General features: G+C 58.3%; 17 protein-coding genes and 1 tRNA gene. 7 read left to right on the top strand and 11 right to left on the bottom strand.

What is annotated here, in order from left to right:
- Positions 1–284 precede the first annotated feature (284 nt).
- From ACR0CA_RS11330 to ACR0CA_RS11320, 3 genes are all read right to left on the bottom strand, one after another.
- Positions 285–1,016, bottom strand: coding sequence for a metallophosphoesterase (locus tag ACR0CA_RS11330; RefSeq protein ID WP_480899089.1), 732 nt, complete (start codon positions 1,014–1,016; stop codon positions 285–287).
- Between the two features lie 103 nt (positions 1,017–1,119).
- Entirely contained in the window at positions 1,120–1,608 is a 489-nt protein-coding gene (locus ACR0CA_RS11325; protein WP_480899087.1) for a hypothetical protein, read from the bottom strand.
- Between the two features lie 417 nt (positions 1,609–2,025).
- A tRNA-Arg gene (locus ACR0CA_RS11320) sits at positions 2,026–2,102 on the bottom strand.
- A 114-nt stretch (positions 2,103–2,216) separates the two neighbouring features.
- Between ACR0CA_RS11320 and ACR0CA_RS11315 the strand changes: the two genes are divergently transcribed.
- Positions 2,217–3,242: a LacI family DNA-binding transcriptional regulator gene (locus ACR0CA_RS11315; RefSeq protein ID WP_170790159.1), complete on the top strand. Its 1,026-nt coding sequence runs from the start codon at positions 2,217–2,219 to the stop codon at positions 3,240–3,242.
- Positions 3,243–3,246: 4 nt separating this feature from the next.
- Complete coding sequence (locus tag ACR0CA_RS11310) at positions 3,247–4,458, top strand: winged helix-turn-helix domain-containing protein (RefSeq protein ID WP_480899086.1); 1,212 nt, start codon at positions 3,247–3,249, stop codon at positions 4,456–4,458.
- Positions 4,459–4,461: 3 nt separating this feature from the next.
- Here ACR0CA_RS11310 and ACR0CA_RS11305 read toward each other — a convergent pair whose 3' ends face one another.
- The gene (locus ACR0CA_RS11305; RefSeq protein ID WP_480551512.1) at positions 4,462–5,160 is read right to left on the bottom strand and encodes a fumarylacetoacetate hydrolase family protein; all 699 of its coding nucleotides are present in this window, start codon (positions 5,158–5,160) and stop codon (positions 4,462–4,464) included.
- Positions 5,161–5,618: 458 nt separating this feature from the next.
- Positions 5,619–6,053: a homoprotocatechuate degradation operon regulator HpaR gene (gene hpaR / locus ACR0CA_RS11300; RefSeq protein ID WP_170771204.1), complete on the bottom strand. Its 435-nt coding sequence runs from the start codon at positions 6,051–6,053 to the stop codon at positions 5,619–5,621.
- 205 nt (positions 6,054–6,258) lie between these two features.
- Between hpaR and ACR0CA_RS11295 the strand changes: the two genes are divergently transcribed.
- Positions 6,259–7,671 carry a pyridoxal phosphate-dependent decarboxylase family protein gene (locus tag ACR0CA_RS11295; RefSeq protein WP_480551832.1) on the top strand — a complete coding sequence of 471 codons (1,413 nt, stop codon included), beginning with the start codon at positions 6,259–6,261 and terminating at the stop codon, positions 7,669–7,671.
- Positions 7,672–7,681: 10 nt separating this feature from the next.
- Complete coding sequence (locus tag ACR0CA_RS11290; protein ID WP_480899083.1) at positions 7,682–8,452, top strand: HpcH/HpaI aldolase family protein; 771 nt, start codon at positions 7,682–7,684, stop codon at positions 8,450–8,452.
- A 4-nt stretch (positions 8,453–8,456) separates the two neighbouring features.
- On the opposite strand, the gene ACR0CA_RS11285 is transcribed toward ACR0CA_RS11290, so the two are convergent.
- A complete protein-coding gene (locus ACR0CA_RS11285; RefSeq protein WP_170771209.1) occupies positions 8,457–9,599 on the bottom strand; it encodes a DUF3095 domain-containing protein in 1,143 nt (380 codons plus the stop codon).
- Positions 9,600–9,740: 141 nt separating this feature from the next.
- Here ACR0CA_RS11285 and ACR0CA_RS11280 point away from each other — a divergent pair, with 141 nt between their 5' ends.
- The 3 genes from ACR0CA_RS11280 to ACR0CA_RS11270 all read left to right on the top strand — a co-directional run bounded on the left by ACR0CA_RS11280 (position 9,741) and on the right by ACR0CA_RS11270 (position 13,104).
- Positions 9,741–10,913, top strand: a complete 1,173-nt coding sequence (locus tag ACR0CA_RS11280) for an MFS transporter (protein ID WP_170790163.1) — start codon at positions 9,741–9,743, stop codon at positions 10,911–10,913.
- Positions 10,914–10,935: 22 nt separating this feature from the next.
- Complete coding sequence (locus ACR0CA_RS11275) at positions 10,936–11,970, top strand: glycosyltransferase family 4 protein (protein WP_480899081.1); 1,035 nt, start codon at positions 10,936–10,938, stop codon at positions 11,968–11,970.
- Between the two features lie 111 nt (positions 11,971–12,081).
- The gene (locus tag ACR0CA_RS11270) at positions 12,082–13,104 is read left to right on the top strand and encodes an aspartate-semialdehyde dehydrogenase (protein WP_170771216.1); all 1,023 of its coding nucleotides are present in this window, start codon (positions 12,082–12,084) and stop codon (positions 13,102–13,104) included.
- A gap of 72 nt (positions 13,105–13,176) precedes the next feature.
- Here ACR0CA_RS11270 and ACR0CA_RS11265 read toward each other — a convergent pair whose 3' ends face one another.
- The 5 genes from ACR0CA_RS11265 to ACR0CA_RS11245 all read right to left on the bottom strand — a co-directional run bounded on the left by ACR0CA_RS11265 (position 13,177) and on the right by ACR0CA_RS11245 (position 17,410).
- Complete coding sequence (locus tag ACR0CA_RS11265) at positions 13,177–13,785, bottom strand: imm11 family protein (RefSeq protein WP_480899079.1); 609 nt, start codon at positions 13,783–13,785, stop codon at positions 13,177–13,179.
- A gap of 232 nt (positions 13,786–14,017) precedes the next feature.
- Positions 14,018–14,470: an SRPBCC family protein gene (locus ACR0CA_RS11260; protein WP_480899078.1), complete on the bottom strand. Its 453-nt coding sequence runs from the start codon at positions 14,468–14,470 to the stop codon at positions 14,018–14,020.
- Between the two features lie 97 nt (positions 14,471–14,567).
- Complete coding sequence (locus ACR0CA_RS11255) at positions 14,568–15,344, bottom strand: XdhC family protein (RefSeq protein ID WP_480899076.1); 777 nt, start codon at positions 15,342–15,344, stop codon at positions 14,568–14,570.
- A 12-nt stretch (positions 15,345–15,356) separates the two neighbouring features.
- The gene (locus ACR0CA_RS11250; protein ID WP_480899075.1) at positions 15,357–16,496 is read right to left on the bottom strand and encodes a vWA domain-containing protein; all 1,140 of its coding nucleotides are present in this window, start codon (positions 16,494–16,496) and stop codon (positions 15,357–15,359) included.
- A gap of 47 nt (positions 16,497–16,543) precedes the next feature.
- Positions 16,544–17,410, bottom strand: a complete 867-nt coding sequence (locus ACR0CA_RS11245) for an AAA family ATPase (RefSeq protein ID WP_480899243.1) — start codon at positions 17,408–17,410, stop codon at positions 16,544–16,546.
- Positions 17,411–17,469: the final 59 nt, after the last annotated feature.

Below are 17,469 nucleotides of genomic sequence, written 5' to 3'. Positions count from 1 at the left end.
TACGATGGCAACTTTCAATCTGCCCAACACTCCGCTGTCACCGCGGGCCTGATTTCTAAGCCCGTGTTGCCACCACCCCGCAATGCCATGAGGCCCAAGTCATCTCCTGAAGGGTGCAGCCGACGTCCAGTTTGCAGAACGCCGTAAAATGGGATCCGAAGGGTGCACATGAATCGCTCGAAAAACCTAATTATCTCAGGTTTAATTCACTCTCTTTTCGCGAAACAATATTTCGACGCATTCTGCCTTAGATTGTTTTTTCAGTGTTGCAAAAACAACCAATACTAACCAAGCGCCGTCAGAAACTCTGGCTCAGAACCGTCCAGATAGACTGCGCTGAGCACGCCGGTCGCGAACGCGCCCGTGTCGACAGCAATTCGGCCGCCCCGAACCGCAGCGCGACTCACGATTGTATGGCCATGGACAACCCACTGACCGTCTTTCCTGTCTTTGGTCTGAAAATGTTTGTTGCCCCAAAGCAGGTCGTGCTCAGATTGCTGGTCAAGCCGACGTGTGGGGTCTGCCCCAGCATGCGAGACAAAGATATTCCCACTATGGAAACTGGTCTTCAAATCTGCGATCCAGCCAACAAGTTCATCACCCATAGCGCGCCGCAAACTATCCCGACACTTGGTCAGTTCCTCGGAAGTCATTTCTGGCCGAGCGGCTGGGATGCGAAACGACGCCAGTGTCTGCAAGCCCCCATTTTGTAGCCACTGACGACCGTGTTTCTTCGGATCGGCCAGGAAACGCAGTAGCATTTGCTCATGATTTCCCATCAAACACATAAATTCGGGGCAGGCTTGCATCATCCGCAAAACCTCCGAGCTGTATTCGCCTCGGTCAATGTAATCTCCAACCAGAATGATCTGGGCGTCATGCGGTACTTGGGACAAGAGCTTTTCCAAAAGCCCGATGCAGCCATGGACATCCCCTACGACGCAGATCGGCTTTGTCGGCGCAGGAGCTCTGCGCGCTTTGCCCCCATGAATTCGATGAAGGAGTCCCGAAATCAACCAGACTAATTTCCTATGCAAGGCTACCCGTCAAAGCACACGCTATGATTGTGCTCACACAATACACTCATACCTATCTAGAGGTTTGAAGACAAGCGCGACGCTACGCCGTGCGGCAAGCAAGAACACCCAATCGAATAAGCTCTGCACCCTTGATTTTGTGTACGCCGCGAATTCGGTTTCGTCCTGTTTCCATGAACCAAGTCTTGATGGGCTCGGGGTAGAACTCCGCCATCACTTCGCTGAAATACTGAAAATCTGAGGCACTGAGCGGCCTGCCATGACGCGACGGACCATGAAATCCAAATATTGTGTCCGGTGTTACACATGTCCCTGGCAGGCCAAGAAACATCGTACAGGTCGAATAACAGATCCGCCCGCGCAGCTCGACACGTATGCCATTTCTTTGAAGGTTCTCCAATTCGACCAAACGATCATGCAAGAAACCGCCTCGATCACTGCCAACCACCAAAGGTTGTTCCGAGTATCCGGCGCCAGGCACTGCAAGCACGCATAACAGGACAGAAAGCCCCATCACATAACCTGCAAACCGTCTCTTCCATTTGCAGAGCCTCAAACTCAGAAATTGCATTAGCCGCACTCCATTCCCGTTGGTAGTTGGGAACAGTGCTAAGGAGGGACATCGTCGTCTTGACGTGTGGCCTGGGGCGTAAATGTGCCTTTTGCGGACAAGTTATCGCGATTTTGTCTAAACGCTTTGTAACCATTCAGTGCTGTCGATTTCTGATCAGGTCCAATTTGGCAGTTCGGTTCAATTGTTGGCAAAAAGACCGGCCTTTAGCCTAGTTGGGCGACAATTTCTGGTGTGGAGCCATCTTGATCGAAAGACGCATGAACTGGCTCGCCAAAAAAGCAGCTGGCCTCCAAATCATGCCTGGCAATCTCGGCCGCTAAGTCCGGTTACACTGCAGTCTCCGAAGGTTTTTCAATGCTCGCTCATCACGCGAAATCATCCAAAGCGAGAGGTATGTTCGTTCATAATACTGGCTGGCGACCCCGGCAGGATTCGAACCTGCAACCTGCCCCTTAGGAGGGGGCTGCTCTATCCAGTTGAGCCACGGGGCCGCGCAAGCCTCTCTCTAGCTTGGTTTTTCGGGGTTGTCATGGGCTTTGATGGGCAGTTGAAAATTGCGCCCTGTTCACGCTACCATTCTTCAAAACAACGACGCAGGTGCCCTCGTGACAACAGAAACAAAACGCCCGCTTACCCTTCGTGATGTCTCAGAAGCGTCGGGGGTGTCAGAGATGACGGTCAGCCGGGTTCTGCGCAACCGGGGCGATGTGTCCGATGCAACCCGCACCCGCGTTCTGGCTGCGGCGAAAGAGTTGGGGTACGTGCCCAACAAAATCGCGGGCGCGCTGGCCTCTAGCCGGGTGAATCTGGTGGCAGTGATCATCCCCTCGCTGTCGAACATGGTATTCCCCGAGGTGCTGACAGGGATCAACCAGGTGCTGGAAGATACCGAGTTGCAGCCTGTTGTCGGCGTCACGGATTATCTGCCCGAGAAAGAAGAAAAAGTACTGTACGAGATGCTCTCGTGGCGACCTTCGGGCGTGATCATTGCAGGGCTGGAACATACAGAGGCAGCCCGCGCGATGTTGGATTCTGCGGGGATTCCGGTTGTTGAAATCATGGATACCGACGGTAAGCCCGTAGATGCGATGGTGGGTATTTCCCATCGGCGTGCAGGGCGCGAGATGGCGCAGGCGATCCTGAAGGCGGGGTATGAACATATCGGATTTATGGGCACCAAGATGCCGCTGGACCACCGCGCCCGCAAACGGTTCGAAGGCTTCACTGAAGTGCTGGGCAAGAACGGAATCGAGATTGAAGACCGCGAGTTCTATTCAGGTGGTTCGGCTCTGGCCAAGGGCCGCGAGATGACGCAAACAATGCTGGAACGCTCACCCGAGCTAGATTTTCTGTACTATTCCAACGACATGATCGGCGCGGGCGGGTTGCTATACCTGCTGGATCAGGGCATCGACGTGCCAGGGCAGATCGGGCTGGCCGGGTTCAACAATGTCGAACTGTTGCAGGGCCTGCCACGCAAGCTGGCCACGATGGATGCCTGCCGGCTTGAGATCGGGCGCAAAGCTGCCGAAATCATCGCCTCGCAACTGGCTGATCCAGAGGCTGACGTTGAAACCCGTGTGACCCTGACCCCCAAGATCAGCTTTGGCGACACTCTGAAGCGGCGCTGACGCCGTGGCGTTGCGACGGCTGGACAACCGCGCAGCGCGGGCGCTGTTCATGGATCGGCACGCATTGCTGGAACGGCCCTCGGGCAATGCCAAGGGTGCGGGCCTGCTGGAGTTGATCCAGCGTCTGGGCTTTGTGCAACTGGACAGCATCAACACCGTCGCACGCGCCCATGACATGATCCTGTTCTCGCGCAGGCCCAGCTATCGGGCGCGCAACCTCAGTCGGCTGTATGAACAAGATCGTGCCCTGTTTGAGCACTGGACCCATGACGCCGCCGTAATTCCGATGGCGTTCTACCCCCATTGGCACCTGCGGTTTCAACGTGACGCAGCCCTGTTGAAATCGCGCTGGAGGAACTGGCGGCGGGATGGTTTCGAGCAACAGTTTGAATCGGTGCTGACCCATATCCGCAACCACGGGCCAGTTTCGTCCTCGGATGTCGGCAAGGACGAGAAAAAAGGCTCGGGCGGATGGTGGGACTGGCACCCCTCGAAAACGGCGCTGGAATTCCTGTGGCGGTCCGGCGCACTGGCCGTTGTGGGCCGTCAGGGGTTTCAGAAGCGCTATGATCTGACTGAGCGGGTGATCGAAACCCATCTTTGTCCTGGCAACCTGCCTTGTGACGCAGAGCAGACCATCGACTGGTTGTGCAACGCCGCGCTGGACCGATTGGGCTTTGCGACATCCGGGGAACTGGCTGCATTCTGGGATACGGTCAGCGCGTCTGAGGCTCGGGAATGGGTCAAACAGGCTCTAATCAAAGGCCATGCTGAGGAAATCGAAGTCACTTGCGCCGACGGGCGCGCGCGCAAAGTGATAACACGGCCAGAATGGCCCGATCCAACAAACCTGCCCCCGGCCCCTGGTCGGATGCGGGTTCTCAGCCCGTTTGATCCAATGTTACGGGATCGCAACCGGGCTGAGCGACTGTTTGATTTTCACTATCGGATCGAGGTTTTCGTGCCTGCCCCCAAACGCAAATATGGCTATTACGTCTTTCCCCTGCTTGAAGGGGACAGGATGGTGGGTCGGATCGATATGAAAGCTCATCGGGATCAGGATGTCCTGCGCGTCACCGCGCTGTGGCCGGAACGTGGCGTGCGTTGGACGGATGCGCGCACCCGACGCCTTGAGGCCGAGTTGGACAGAGTGCGCAGATTTACCGGTCTGACGCGGATCGAGTTTGTCGGTAAATGGCTGAAAGACCCTGTTTAGGGTCTATTCTGCCTCAGTTAGCGTTAGGCGGATTGGATGCAGCCCGTCAATGCCGCCCTCCAGCACGTCGCCTGCCTGAACTGGTCCTACCCCTGCCGGTGTTCCGGTCATGATCAAATCACCTGGGCGCAGATGGTAGTAACCGGAAAGATGGCTGATGATCTCGTCGATCTTCCAGATCAGCTCATGCAGTGTGGCATCCTGACGGGTTTCGCCGTTGACGTTCAGATGGATCCGCTTGTCATCGCTGGGCGACCAGTCCGTGGCGCGGGTCAGAGGGGCAAACACCGAGCCGTTTTCTAGGTCCTTGCCCAAATCCCAAGGGCGCTGCTTGTTCCGCTCCCGGATTTGCAGGTCACGCCGCGTCATATCCAGCGCGCATCCATAGGCATAGACCGCCTCGGTCGCTTGGGATTTCGACGCTTGAAACACGGGCGCGCCAATGGCGACCGCCAATTCCATCTCATGATGGAAATTCTCAGTTCCCGGTGGATATGGCACGGTTGCGCCGGTCAGGATCGCGTTTGCCGCGGATTTGGTGAAATAGAACGGTGCCTCACGATCCACTTCATGGCCCATCTCTGCGGCATGGGCGGCATAATTGCGCCCCACGCAGAATATCCGGCCAACAGGATAGGGGGTGGAAAGCCCCTGAACCGGTATAACAACCGGCTTGGGCAGGGAAAACAAAGTATCGGCCATATGAGTCTCGGGTCTGCTTGGTTTCGGGCATAATAGGCGACCCCACGCGCAGGGCAACCAGATGACTGCCGTCAACTCAACCCGGTTCACAATCCGGTTTCACATCTTGGAAATCCGCCGAGATAGGCTAGATTATGCGTATAAACGCATGACATCAATACGATGCGCCTGAGCGCCGCGCTATGGGATGAGCGGGTCTCGCGCAACACAAGATCACCGCACTAACACATTTGCGGTAGACTAGTTTCGGATCGCCTCGGTCAGAGGCTACTCACCCAAGGGTCTCAGGACCGTACGTACACCTTTTTCTAGGTTGGCAGGTTATCCGAAACACAAGCCGATCGCCCGGCTCGTCCCGGGGCATCTGCTTGTGGGCCAGACACGCAGTCCAGTCTTGGTCTGGCCAACCCCGCCAGAGGGCGCCCCCCATACCTCTGGCGGGACTGCGTTTTTTGAGGTCAGGATTTCAGATCGTGCAGGTCGTTCAACAAGTCCAGCAAAGCCTCATGGCGCTCGGGGCCAAGTTGGATGCGAATGCCTTCGGCCTCTTGCAGGATGAGGTTGATATTGTCCTGGATGATCTTATCCCCAGCAGCCGTGATCTCTACAATCTGGCGGCGTTTGTCGACAGGGTGCACGTGTCGACGGATCAGCCCTTTGGCCTCAAGCTTCTGCAGGATGCGGGTCAGGCTGGGCAGAAGAAGACAGGCTCGCTCGGCGATATGGGTTGGTTCTTGCGGGCCATCTTCCTTGAGAACACGCAACACACGCCATTGTTGCTCGGTCACGCCGACATCCGCCAACATGCGACGGATCGGCCCCATGACCCTTTCACGCGCCCGAAGCAGCGCAATCGGCAAAGAGCGGGAAGTCAGTGGCAAATCTCTGGACATATGAAATCTTGAACGAAATTCCCAAAAACTGCAACCAAACTCAATAATTAAGATGATTGAATTTATTTGCAAACTCCACTCTCGACGAAAAGTTCGCAACCCTTTTTTCGGCGATTTGGATTGACCTTTTTCGCCCGATAGCCACCACTGGCATGGCGGGTTTTCCGACGAAAACCCAAAGATGATACATCACATGGGGCAGGACATGGATTGGGATTCCTTTGCAGAGTGGGGCGAGAAAGCCGCCAGATGGGCGCAGGACTATCACCAAACCGTCAAAGATAAGCCAGTACGCGCGCAGACCGAGCCAGGCGACATCCTGAATGCCTTGCCAGAACTTCCGCCCGAGCAAGCGCAGCCTATCGAGGACATCTTTCAGGACTTCGAACAGATCGTCATGCCGGGCATCACACATTGGCAACATCCCCGGTTTTTCGCATATTTCAACGCGAACACTTCTCCGCCCTCGGTGCTGGCCGAGTTTCTGACCAGCGCGATCGCAGCGCAATGCATGCTGTGGCAGACTTCACCCGCGGCGACCGAGATGGAAACGCGGATGATGGAATGGCTGCGTCACGCGCTGGACCTGCCCACAGGGTTCGCCGGCGTGATCCAGGACTCCGCCTCATCCGCGACGCTGGCTGCGGTGCTGACCATGCGCGAAAAGGCCCTGTCGTGGCAGGGCAATCAACAGGGGCTGTTTGCACAGAAACCCTTGCGCGTTTATTGCTCGGCCGAGGTGCATACCTCGATTGACCGGGCGATCTGGGTCGCAGGGATCGGGCAGCAGAATTTGGTGCGCGTCCTGACCAAAGGTGACTGGCGCGGCATGGATCCTGTGGCGTTGGAACAGGCGATTCAATCTGATTTAGACTCCGGTTTGCATCCGGCGGGGGTCATTCTGTCGGTTGGCGGCACCAGTGTCGGCGGTACCGACCCGGTCGAAGAATGCCTGAAGGTCGCCGCCAAATACGGGCTCTACACCCATGTAGATGCGGCGTGGGCGGGGTCGGCGATGATCTGCCCGGAATACCGCCACTATTGGCAGGGGGTCGAGCGCGCCGATAGCATCGTGTTCAACCCGCATAAATGGCTGGGCGTCCAATTCGACTGCTGCGCGCATTTTCTGAAGAACCCCGAAGATCTGGTGCAGACCTTGGCGATCAGCCCAGAATTTCTGAAAACCCACGGCAAGGACGGGATCATCAACTATTCGGAATGGTCGGTGCCTTTGGGGCGGCGATTCCGGGCGCTGAAGCTTTGGTTCGTGATCCGCGCCTATGGGCTTGAGGGGTTGCGCACCCGACTGCGCAATCATGTAAACTGGTCTGTGGACTTGCATGACCGTCTGGCCACCGAGCCGGATTTCGAAATCACCACGAAACCGATGTGGTCGCTATGGACCTTTCGTTATGCCCCGGACGGTGCGGTTGATCTGGACGATCTGAACCTGCGGCTTGTAAACGCCATCAATGACGACGGTCGTATTTACCTGACCCAAACCCGAGTGGACGGCAACCTGACCATCCGGTTCCAAGCCGGACAGTTTGAAACGACCGAAGATGATGTACGCGTGGCCTACGATGTCATCACCGAAATCGCCCGCTCTCTGACCTAAAGGATTGATCATGCCCGCACCGTTAAATTCGTTCAAACAGGCTCTCATTAACGGCGAAAGGTTGATCGGCTGCTGGACCAGTTTTGCCGAGGCCGTCACCGCCGAGATCATGGGAAGCGCCGAGTTCGACTGGCTGGTCATCGATGGCGAGCACGCGCCCAACGATATCCGGTCCATCCGGGATCAGTTGATGGCCCTGTCCGCCAGCCCGACCCATCCTGTGGTTCGTGTTCCGGTTGGGGATGCCGCCTTGATCAAGATGGTGCTGGATGCGGGGGCGCAAACAATGCTGGTGCCGATGGTCGAAAGCGCCGAACAGGCACGGGACCTGGTACGCGCCTGCCGCTATCCACCCGAGGGCGTGCGCGGCGTTGGTGCCATGGCCTCGCGCGCGACGATGTATGGGACGATCCCGGACTACATTCCCACCGCAGATGCCCAGATCTGCCTGCTGGTTCAGGTTGAAACCCGCGCGGGTCTGGCCGCCTTGGACGATATTCTGAAGGTCGACGGTATTGATGGGGTCTTTATTGGCCCAGCCGATCTGTCCACCGACATGGGCTATCAGGGCAACAGTGCCGCGCCCGAGGTGCGGGCGGCGATTGCGGATGCGATTGCGCGAACGCGTGCAGCAGGCAAAGCCCCGGGGATTCTGGGAGTTACGGACGAGTCGTCTCAGGCATTTCAGGACATGGGCGCGCAGTTTCAGGCGGTTGGCATAGACGTGATGCTACTGACGCAAGCCGCGCGGGCGCTTTCAGCCAAGTGGAAAGCGAAGTAACCCTTCAGCCCTGCATCGCAGCCGTCGCCTGTGCATAGCCGCCCGAAGCACCATCCACGAAGTGCACGTGGTCGTCGCGGGTGGCCGACGGCACAAAACAGGTCATCATCGCCTCATCCTGCGCATGCAGGCCGTATTTGATCTTTCCCTGGCCACGCGCCTGCTCCAGCATCGTGCGAATTTGCGCCAGCGTGGCCGGGTCGCAATCCAGCGTCATTTTCAGCCCGTCATCAAACTTGCGAAAATCCGCGTTGCTGCTGACCATGTTGCGATAGTGGACAGGCTCGAAATTTCCCAGCGGCTTGCCGCGCCGGAACAAAAGCGCGATCAGCAGGTTTTGGACCAACAGAAGCAGCTTTTGCACAGCTACATTCCGCCCAGCCCGTGAAACATGCGCGTCCAGGTCCAAACCCGGAGGTGGCCAGCGCATTGGCGGTCCCCCGACCGGGACGGGATGGCCCGCCCGTTCCAACTCTTCCGAGGCACGCAGCACCGATTGCGCCAGATCGGCAAAATCGCTCTCGGTAGCCTGCGCCGTGGGTTCGACCACCAAAGACACGATCTGCCCGTTCTGCGACCGTACATTCGACCATCGACAGGACAAGCCGTTCAAATCGGGCAGCGCGCCCGGCCCGGACGGGTCGACGGAAGAGGACCCGGATTTCATCTGCGTCTCGGCCCAGGCCAGCCCGCCGCCCGAGAACATGGCGTAATCCACCCCGCTGGACGGGGCATAGCGGGCGACGCGCAACTCTTTCCCCGCCTGCCGGATTTCGGCGACCGTCGTCAACGCAGCGCGCAACTTGATCCCAAACTCATCCTCGGCCCAGCGGCGCAAGTCTGCCAGTGCTTGCCGCGCATCATCCATCGCACTTGCGGGCACGGCGAATCCGGCCCCGTCGCCGCCAAACACATAAGGGAACTCAGCGCCTTTCATGGCGTTGATCATGGCCGAAATCACAGCCGCGCCAACCATATTCACCGTCTTATAGCGGCCTTTGGCGATCTCAGCCGTCGAGTCGACAATGTCCGCAACCCCCACAACCCAATCATCAGGCAGCGCCGAGAACTGCGCGGGATCGGTCAGCCGTGAAAAATCGCGCAAAAGGGGTAGGCTGTCATAGAAGGCGGCCTGGGCGTCTTTCATGAATACCTCGGTCTCAAATCATGATTTAACATAGCCCGAATGCGGCCCAAGTCCCGCGAAATCGTCAAGACACACGTGCTTGTGCGCAGCGGTATCCCGTGCCAAGCATGTCCGGTCAGATGATGGCAAAAGGGGCATTTCATGAAGGCAGGTTTGGTCGTGTTGTGTCTGGGCTATGTGCTCAGCCAGTTTTTTCGTGCCTTTTTGGCCGTACTCAGCGTCGATCTGGGTCGTGATATCGGCGCCACGCCAGAGGACCTCGCTTTTGCCTCGGGCCTTTGGTTTCTGGTCTTTGCCGCCATGCAACTCCCGGTTGGCTGGGCGCTGGATCGGGTCGGGCCGCGGCTGACCTCGACCGTTTTGTTGCTGGTCGGTGGCGCAGGCGGCGCACTGATCTTTGCCGTGGCCAGCACGCCTTTTCATGTCGCCGTGGCCATGGGGCTGATCGGAGTGGGATGCTCGCCGATCCTGATGGCCTCGTACTTTATCTTCGCCCGTGAATACCCTCCGGCCCGTTTTGCCACGCTGGCCGCCCTGATGCTGGGTGTTGGGTCGGTTGGCAATTTGGTCGCCTCCTACCCCACTGCGCTGGCCGTTGAGCTGATGGGTTGGCGCGCTACGATGGTCACTTTGGCCCTGTTTTCGGGCGTGATCGCCATCGGCATTCTGTTCACAGTTCATGATCCCAAACGCGTTGAAACCGACCACAAGGGATCGGTTCTGGATCTGCTGAAGCAGCCCGCACTCTGGGCCATCTTGCCCCTGATGTTGGTGGCCTATGCACCGTCGGCTGCGACCCGCGGCCTTTGGGCCGGACCATATCTGAGTGATATCTTCGCCCTCAGCACCACACAGATCGGAACCGCCACTCTGATCATGGGCGCGTCGATGATTGCGGGCACCTTCGCTTATGGGCCGCTTGACCGGATATTGGGGACGCGGAAATGGGTGATCTTTGGCGGCAACGCGCTGGGCGTGGTCGCCCTGACCCTGTTGTGTCTGTGGATCGACAATGCGGTCTGGCTATCGGTGGTACTGATCTCGGTCATCGGGTTCACCGGGGCCAGCTTTCCTGTCATCATGGCCCACGGCCGTGCCTTTGTCCCTCCACACCTAGTGGGCCGAGGCGTGACCCTGTTGAACCTGTTCGGGATCGGAGGCGTCGGCCTTGCCCAATTCGTCACCGGCCGCGTCCATGCAGCCACGGTAGACATCAGCCCCTCTGCGCCCTACACAGCGATATTCGGCTTTTTTGCCATCTCGCTTGCCATTGGCTGCGTGATCTATCTATTCAGCCGGGACAGCGTCGACTGACGCTAACCCGTCAGGAGAGCCCATGTCTGACCCACGCGTCATTGCCCCCAATCTCAAACGCAGGCTTTCGGGCGTGACGGCAACGATTGCGCGGTTGGTGCCGTTGCAGGTGCAATGGATCGACATTGCAGCCACTGGTCCGGGCCTGCCTGCCGATATCCCGCATATCCCGCTTGGCCGCCTGCCCTTTCTGTCGCGCAAAACCCTGCGCGTCTGGCACGCCCGCCGCAATACCGAGATGCTGTTGGGTCTGTTCCTGCGCAACATCCTGCGGTTGCGACTGAAACTGCTGTTCACCAGCGCGTCGCAGCGGGCGCATACGGGCTATACCAAATGGCTGATCGACAAGATGGACGCCGTGGTCGCCACCTCGCGCAAAACCGCCGGGTATCTGGAGCGGGACGCACAGGTGATCATGCATGGCATCAACCTGCAGGATTTTACCCCGCCCGAGGATAAAGCAGCCGTTCGCGCCCGGCTGGGCCTGCCTGATGGGTTGCTGCTGGGCTGCTATGGCCGCATCCGCCACCAGAAGGGCACTGACGCCTTTGTGGATGCAATGATCGATCTGTGTGGCCGCTTTGACGATGTGCATGGCATCGTCATGGGCCGCGCTACGGAACAACACACCACCTTTCTGTCCGAATTGAAAGACAAGGTCGCGGTGGCGGGCCTGTCCGACCGCATCCTCTTCATGCCCGAGGTCACAGTCGACCAGATCGCCGAATGGTATCAGGTTCTGGACCTCTTCATCGCGCCCCAGCGGTGGGAAGGCTTCGGCCTGACCCCGCTAGAGGCGATGGCCTGTGGCGTACCCGTCGTGGCCACCGATGTCGGTGCGTTCTCTGAGATCGTCACCGATCCGTCATTGGGCCATGTTGTGGAGCCCGGCGATATCCCGGCCTTGGCCGATGCCGCCGCCCGGATGCTGGACAACCGCGATTCCCTTGCGCAATCCGGCCTCGCCGCCCGTACGTATGTCGAGCAGAATTTCGACATCCATCGCGAAGCAAAGACCCTTGTCGCCCTCTACGAGCGGCTTTTGACCGACACCTGAGGCGATGCGCCGCGTCAAATCGGTGTCATCGGGCGGAATCCGACCCAAAAACCCTTTTTTCTTTGCCGCAACGCAGCTATGAACGCGCGTCCTTAACTTTGGAGACATGAAATGGGCTATCGCGTCGTTGTCGCCGGCGCCACGGGTAACGTGGGCCGCGAAATGCTGAACATTCTGGCGGAACGCCAGTTCCCCGTCGATGAACTTGCCGTGCTGGCAAGCCGTCGTTCGCTGGGCACCGAAGTAAGCTTTGGCGACAAGACACTAACCACCCAGGACATCGATACCTTCGACTTCACCGGCTGGGACATGGCGCTGTTCGCCATCGGCTCGGACGCAACCAAAGTCTACGCGCCCAAGGCGGCTGCGGCGGGTTGTGTGGTGATCGATAACTCGTCGCTCTATCGCTACGACCCCGACATTCCGCTGATCGTGCCGGAATGTAACCCGCAGGCGATCCACGACTATAAGAACAAGAACATCATCGCCAACCCCAACTGCTCGACCGCGCAAATGGTTGTCGCTCTGAAGCCGCTGCACGACCGCGCCAAGATCAAGCGCGTTGTCGTCTCGACCTATCAGTCGGTCTCGGGCGCGGGCAAAGAGGGCATGGATGAGCTGTGGGATCAGACCAAAGCGGTCTACAATCCCACAACCGAGGTTGAACCCAAGAAGTTCCAGAAGCAGATCGCCTTCAACGTCATCCCGCAGATCGACGTCTTCATGGAAGACGGCTCGACCAAGGAAGAGTGGAAGATGGTGGTCGAGACCAAAAAGATCGTCGATCCGTCGATCAAGGTCACAGCCACCTGCGTCCGCGTTCCCGTGTTCGTCGGCCATTCCGAGGCCGTGAATATCGAGTTCGAGGAATTCCTGGACGAGGACGAAGCCCGCGACATCCTGCGCGAGGCCCCCGGCATCATGGTGATCGACAAGCGCGAACCCGGCGGCTACGTCTCGCCCATCGAATGCGCGGGTGACTTCGCCACCTTCATCAGCCGCATCCGTCAGGATTCGACAATCGAGAACGGCATCAACCTGTGGTGCGTGTCCGATAACCTGCGCAAAGGCGCAGCCCTGAATGCGGTGCAGATCGCTGAGTTGCTGGGCCGTGAGGTTCTGAAAAAGGGCTGAGGTCAGTATGCTGTCACAGAGAAACCCCGCTGTTGATGCAGCGGGGTTTTTTGTTCCGACGCACCTTTTGCGTCACAATACGCCAACAGGGCAGCGGACTAAACCCCAACCGTCATCGACTCCGGCTGCCTTCAAAGCTGAGACGAGACGTTCAGAGAGGAACAGGAGTTCGGGAACTTTTGGGTCGATCCAGATGTCGGGCCCGCCAAGTGCTTCGGGGACAACGACCAGTTTATGTTCCGACCCTTTTCTCGGGAGAAACCTTTTACCATATTTGTTGTTCAAAGGGGCTGTCAGATCCCCCTCGGGCCCCAGAGCTTCGTAGTTCCCCATCGACCGTTTGTTGCACACATTCAGGATGAAATACGGCTCATCCGTTGTCGCATGGCCCGCCGGGGCCTGCAATCTGATCGAGTGGAAATAGGTCTCGCCCAGATCGAACTGTTCCAGAACCGCTTTGGCCGAATCCGACAGCACCGGCAATCCGCCCCCATTCATGAAGCTTGGTGCAGGATTGCCGTCCTGCGAACCATAGTACCAGACATCACCGATTTCTTCTGCCGTCAGCACCTCGCCCTTTGGAACTTTGTAATACGTTCGTTGGAGCAATTCGCTGTATTTTTCGCCGATTTCTTTGGGCTGACCTGCGCGCCAATGTCGTTCATACTCCCTCCGTGTCATCGGAGTTACGCCTGACTTGTTGTTCCAAGTCGTAGAAATCCAGACGTGGGAATCCCGCCCCGAAGGGTCATTTTCATCAATCACTTTCACCGCCAAGTTGCTTAACTTTGCACATAAAACATCAAGCTAACTTAGCGGCTCGCAACAAGTGCGCAAAGATCAAAGCTTTTCGCGCGGCATCAATTCACACCGCAAAATTCGGGCCAGTCCGGAAACCGGCCCGAAGAAATGATCAGGACACAGCCTGTTCAGCCACGATCTCACCAAAGCGGGTGAAGAACTTGCCCGACAGCTTTTTGGCCGTTCCTGCAATCAAACGGCTACCAAGCTGGGCGATCTTGCCGCCTACATCGACCTTGGCGGTATAGGCCAGAACTGTCTCGGCCCCATCCTCGGTCAGCGTAACCTCGGCACCGCCCTTGGCGAACCCGGCTGCACCGCCTTTGCCTTCACCGGTCAGGGAAAACCCGCCTGGAGCGTTGGAGTTGTCCAAGGTGACCTGCCCGGCAAATTTCGCTTTGACCGGGCCGATTTTCAGAACCACCTTAGCCTCAAGATCCTCGGGTGAATTCTGGATCAGCTCTTCACAACCCGGAATGCATTCCTGCAAAATCTCGGGCGTATTCAGCGCCTTGTAGACCACGTGGCGCGGGGCGGCGATGCGGATTTCGTCACTCAGTTCCATTCATGTTTCCTTTGTTCAACAGCATTTCGGAAAGACCAAAAGCGCGGTTTCCGTCGCCTGTTCCGGTGTTTGTTTCGGACGCGCCGGCCATAGGCGCTTAAGCAAGTTTTTCATCCTGAGAGACCTCCGTCGATTTGTCCGTGTTTCGCCACATCACGATCTCGGCCAGGATCGACAGGGCGATTTCGTGCGGATCAATGGCATGAATGTCCAGCCCGGCTGGGGATTTCAGACGCGCCGCGCGGGCTGGGTCCAAACCCTGTCCAATCAGCTTTTCCGTGAGTGTTTCAGCTTTGCGGCGGCTGGCCACCATCGACACCCGCGCGGCTTGCGTGTTCAGCGCGGCCCCAAGGGCTGCGCCGTCTCCTTGACCTTGCGAGGCCACGACAACAAAGTCGCGCGCCTCGATACCCAAGTCTTCGACCGTCTCGGGCGTGCTGCTCGTCACCCGAAACCCAGCCAGCGTCCCGTGTTCGCCCAGCGCCTTGGCAATCAACGAGGTGCCAAAGATCACCAATCTTGGCGCGTGCTGATACGGTTCAACCAGCAAATCCACCGTCCCGCCCGAGGGGCAACCGCTTTTGAAGGTTTGCACGCCATCCGGCTCCGTCATATCGACCACCTTGTCCGAGGGTTTCACGCGGATCATCTGCGGCGCACCGCTGGTCAGCGCTTGTGTCGCTGAACTGCGCACCGCGCGCTGCACACAGGCACCACCCAGATGGCCCAAAATTCGCCCGTCGCGGGTAATGGCCGCCTTGCCCCCCGCCTTGGCCGAGGTCGCATCCGCTGTCCGCAACACCGTGGCGACACAGAACGGCTCACCGGTTTGGCGCAGGGTTTCGATCGTGTCGAATATGTCGAAATTTGCCATATCAGACTCCTTTCACAACTTGCGAAACTGCGGCTCAAGCGCTGCCAGCGCCTCGAGCGTGTTGGCAGGCAAATGCGCGTCCAAATGGGGTTCGGCCGCCTGCATCGCCGCTGCGATGGGTTGGTAGTCTTTCCATCCCTTCAACGGGTTCAACCAGACGATGCGCCGTGACTTGCGCCGGATCCGCGCCAGGACTGCGCCCAACGCTTGCGGGTCGGAACTGCAATAGCCGTCTGACAGGATCAGCACGATGGTCCGCCCGTTCAAAGCACGCGCGCCATAGCCGTTCAGAAAGCTCTCTAGGCTCCCTGAAATGTCGGTGCCGCCGCCAAACCCCTCAGCCATCAAGGACAACCGCCCAGCCGCGCGGATAGAGTCGTGATCGCGCAAAGCGTCTGTGACCCGCATCAGGCGCGTGTGGAACAGATAAGCATCCGCTTCGGTCCCGCTGCCGATCAGACCTTTGAGAAAGGCCAGAAACACCCGCGAATACACAGTCATCGAGCCGCTGACATCGCACAGCGCCACGATCCGCATAGGACGCGGCGGTTTCGCCCGTCGGTACAGATCCATCGGCTCACCACCGCGCGCCAGACTGGCGCGCTGGATCCGTCGCATGTCCAGTGCTGGCCCGCGCAATGCCCGTTTCCGCCGACGCGAGCGTCGATCCCGAATGGCGCGTGCCAAAGTCATTGCAGCCTTTTCGGCCTCCATCAGAGCCTGTTCATCCATCAGCTCCCGCAAATCCCTGCGCGATAGATTGGTAGTGCGCGTTGCGACGAGCTGGCCGTCTTTGCCTTCTGCTTCACCGTCACCCGAATCCGGTGACCCATCCTGATCCGAGCCATTTCCGGCCTCGGTTTCCGTTTGCGTTTCCTGCTGCCAGATCATCGGTTTTGCCGACTGCACCCGCACATGGCTGGTTTCCGCCACACCGCCCCGCTGTTTGCCGGTGTTGAACCAATAGGCATCAAACAGATCGTCGAACCGACGCCAATCCTCAGCATCCCCCGTCAACAAAACGCACAGAGCCTGCCTTGCCTGCCGCGCATCCGTCGCGCGTACCGCGGTCAAGGCGGCCAATGCATCGCCTGTCTCAGCCGGACCAACCCGCAATCCGTTCGATCGCAAATGCGTAATGAAGTCAGACATCCGATCTGCCAACCCATCGGCCCGAGAAGGAAACCGCGTGACCTGCATCACGCCACCTTCCCGATCAACCGGTCCATCACCTCGGGCGGGGCGGCGTCATAGTCGGCGGCGGTTTTCAACAAGCACACAAGCGTTGCCTGCACAGCGTCGCGCGATTGCGCCATGTCGTTGACGCCCAAACCTGACAGCGCCGCAGCCCAATCCAACATCTCTGCAATGCCCGGCGTCTTTTCCAAATCTTCCTTGCGCAACGCCTGTACGACCTCAATGATCTGCCGCGCCAGCACGCCTTCGACCTCGGGCATCCGCGCCCGAAGGATCGCCATTTCAACCTCTTTCGAGGGGTAATCAAGGAAACTGTAAAGACACCGCCGCCGCAAAGCATCTGACAAATCCCGTGTCCCATTGGCGGTCAGGATCACAATGGGCCGAGTCTTTGCCTCGACCGTCCCAAGCTCAGGGATGGTGATTTGAAAGTCAGACAGGATTTCCAGCAAATATGCTTCGAATTCCTCATCAGCCCGATCAATCTCATCAATCAACAAAACCGGAGGAGCATCCTGTGAAATAGCCTCTAACAAAGGCCGTTTCAGCAAATACGTATCGGAAAACAACTGCGCCTCGCCAACTCCTCCCTGCGCCTCCGACGCCCGGATCGCCAGCAGTTGCCGCTGATAGTTCCACTCATAAATCGCGTGACTGGAATCCAGCCCTTCATAGCACTGCAACCGGATCAATCTGGCATCCCGCCAAGCCGCCATCGCCTTGGCCACCTCGGTTTTACCAACTCCTGCCGGCCCTTCCAGCAGCAAAGGTCGCCCCAGCGCCTGCGCCAAATGCAACGCCATCGCCAACCGATCATCAGCAACATAACCTTGCGCGGCCAATCCGTTCTGCACATCACTCAAAGTCAAAACCAGGATCCATTCTTCATCTGGCCAAAAATATCCCGGGGGTCCAAGGGGGCAGAGCC

The sequence above is a fragment of the Ruegeria sp. F12 genome, assembly GCF_056533885.1.
This window is presented reverse-complemented; position numbering and strand designations above follow the sequence as displayed.

Bases quoted from the DNA above. Each gene is read 5' to 3' on its own strand.
- ACR0CA_RS11255 (WP_480899076.1), bottom strand. From the start codon at position 15,344: ATGGCAAATTTCGACATATTCGACACGATCGAAACCCTGCGCCAAACC.
- ACR0CA_RS11325 (WP_480899087.1), bottom strand. From the start codon at position 1,608: ATGCAATTTCTGAGTTTGAGGCTCTGCAAATGGAAGAGACGGTTTGCA.
- ACR0CA_RS11250 (WP_480899075.1), bottom strand. From the start codon at position 16,496: ATGTCTGACTTCATTACGCATTTGCGATCGAACGGATTGCGGGTTGGT.
- hpaR (WP_170771204.1), bottom strand. From the start codon at position 6,053: ATGTCCAGAGATTTGCCACTGACTTCCCGCTCTTTGCCGATTGCGCTG.
- ACR0CA_RS11285 (WP_170771209.1), bottom strand. From the start codon at position 9,599: ATGAAAGACGCCCAGGCCGCCTTCTATGACAGCCTACCCCTTTTGCGC.
- ACR0CA_RS11290 (WP_480899083.1), top strand. From the start codon at position 7,682: ATGCCCGCACCGTTAAATTCGTTCAAACAGGCTCTCATTAACGGCGAA.
- ACR0CA_RS11260 (WP_480899078.1), bottom strand. From the start codon at position 14,470: ATGGAACTGAGTGACGAAATCCGCATCGCCGCCCCGCGCCACGTGGTC.
- ACR0CA_RS11305 (WP_480551512.1), bottom strand. From the start codon at position 5,160: ATGGCCGATACTTTGTTTTCCCTGCCCAAGCCGGTTGTTATACCGGTT.
- ACR0CA_RS11295 (WP_480551832.1), top strand. From the start codon at position 6,259: ATGGATTGGGATTCCTTTGCAGAGTGGGGCGAGAAAGCCGCCAGATGG.
- ACR0CA_RS11275 (WP_480899081.1), top strand. From the start codon at position 10,936: ATGTCTGACCCACGCGTCATTGCCCCCAATCTCAAACGCAGGCTTTCG.
- ACR0CA_RS11280 (WP_170790163.1), top strand. From the start codon at position 9,741: ATGAAGGCAGGTTTGGTCGTGTTGTGTCTGGGCTATGTGCTCAGCCAG.
- ACR0CA_RS11270 (WP_170771216.1), top strand. From the start codon at position 12,082: ATGGGCTATCGCGTCGTTGTCGCCGGCGCCACGGGTAACGTGGGCCGC.
- ACR0CA_RS11265 (WP_480899079.1), bottom strand. From the start codon at position 13,785: ATGACACGGAGGGAGTATGAACGACATTGGCGCGCAGGTCAGCCCAAA.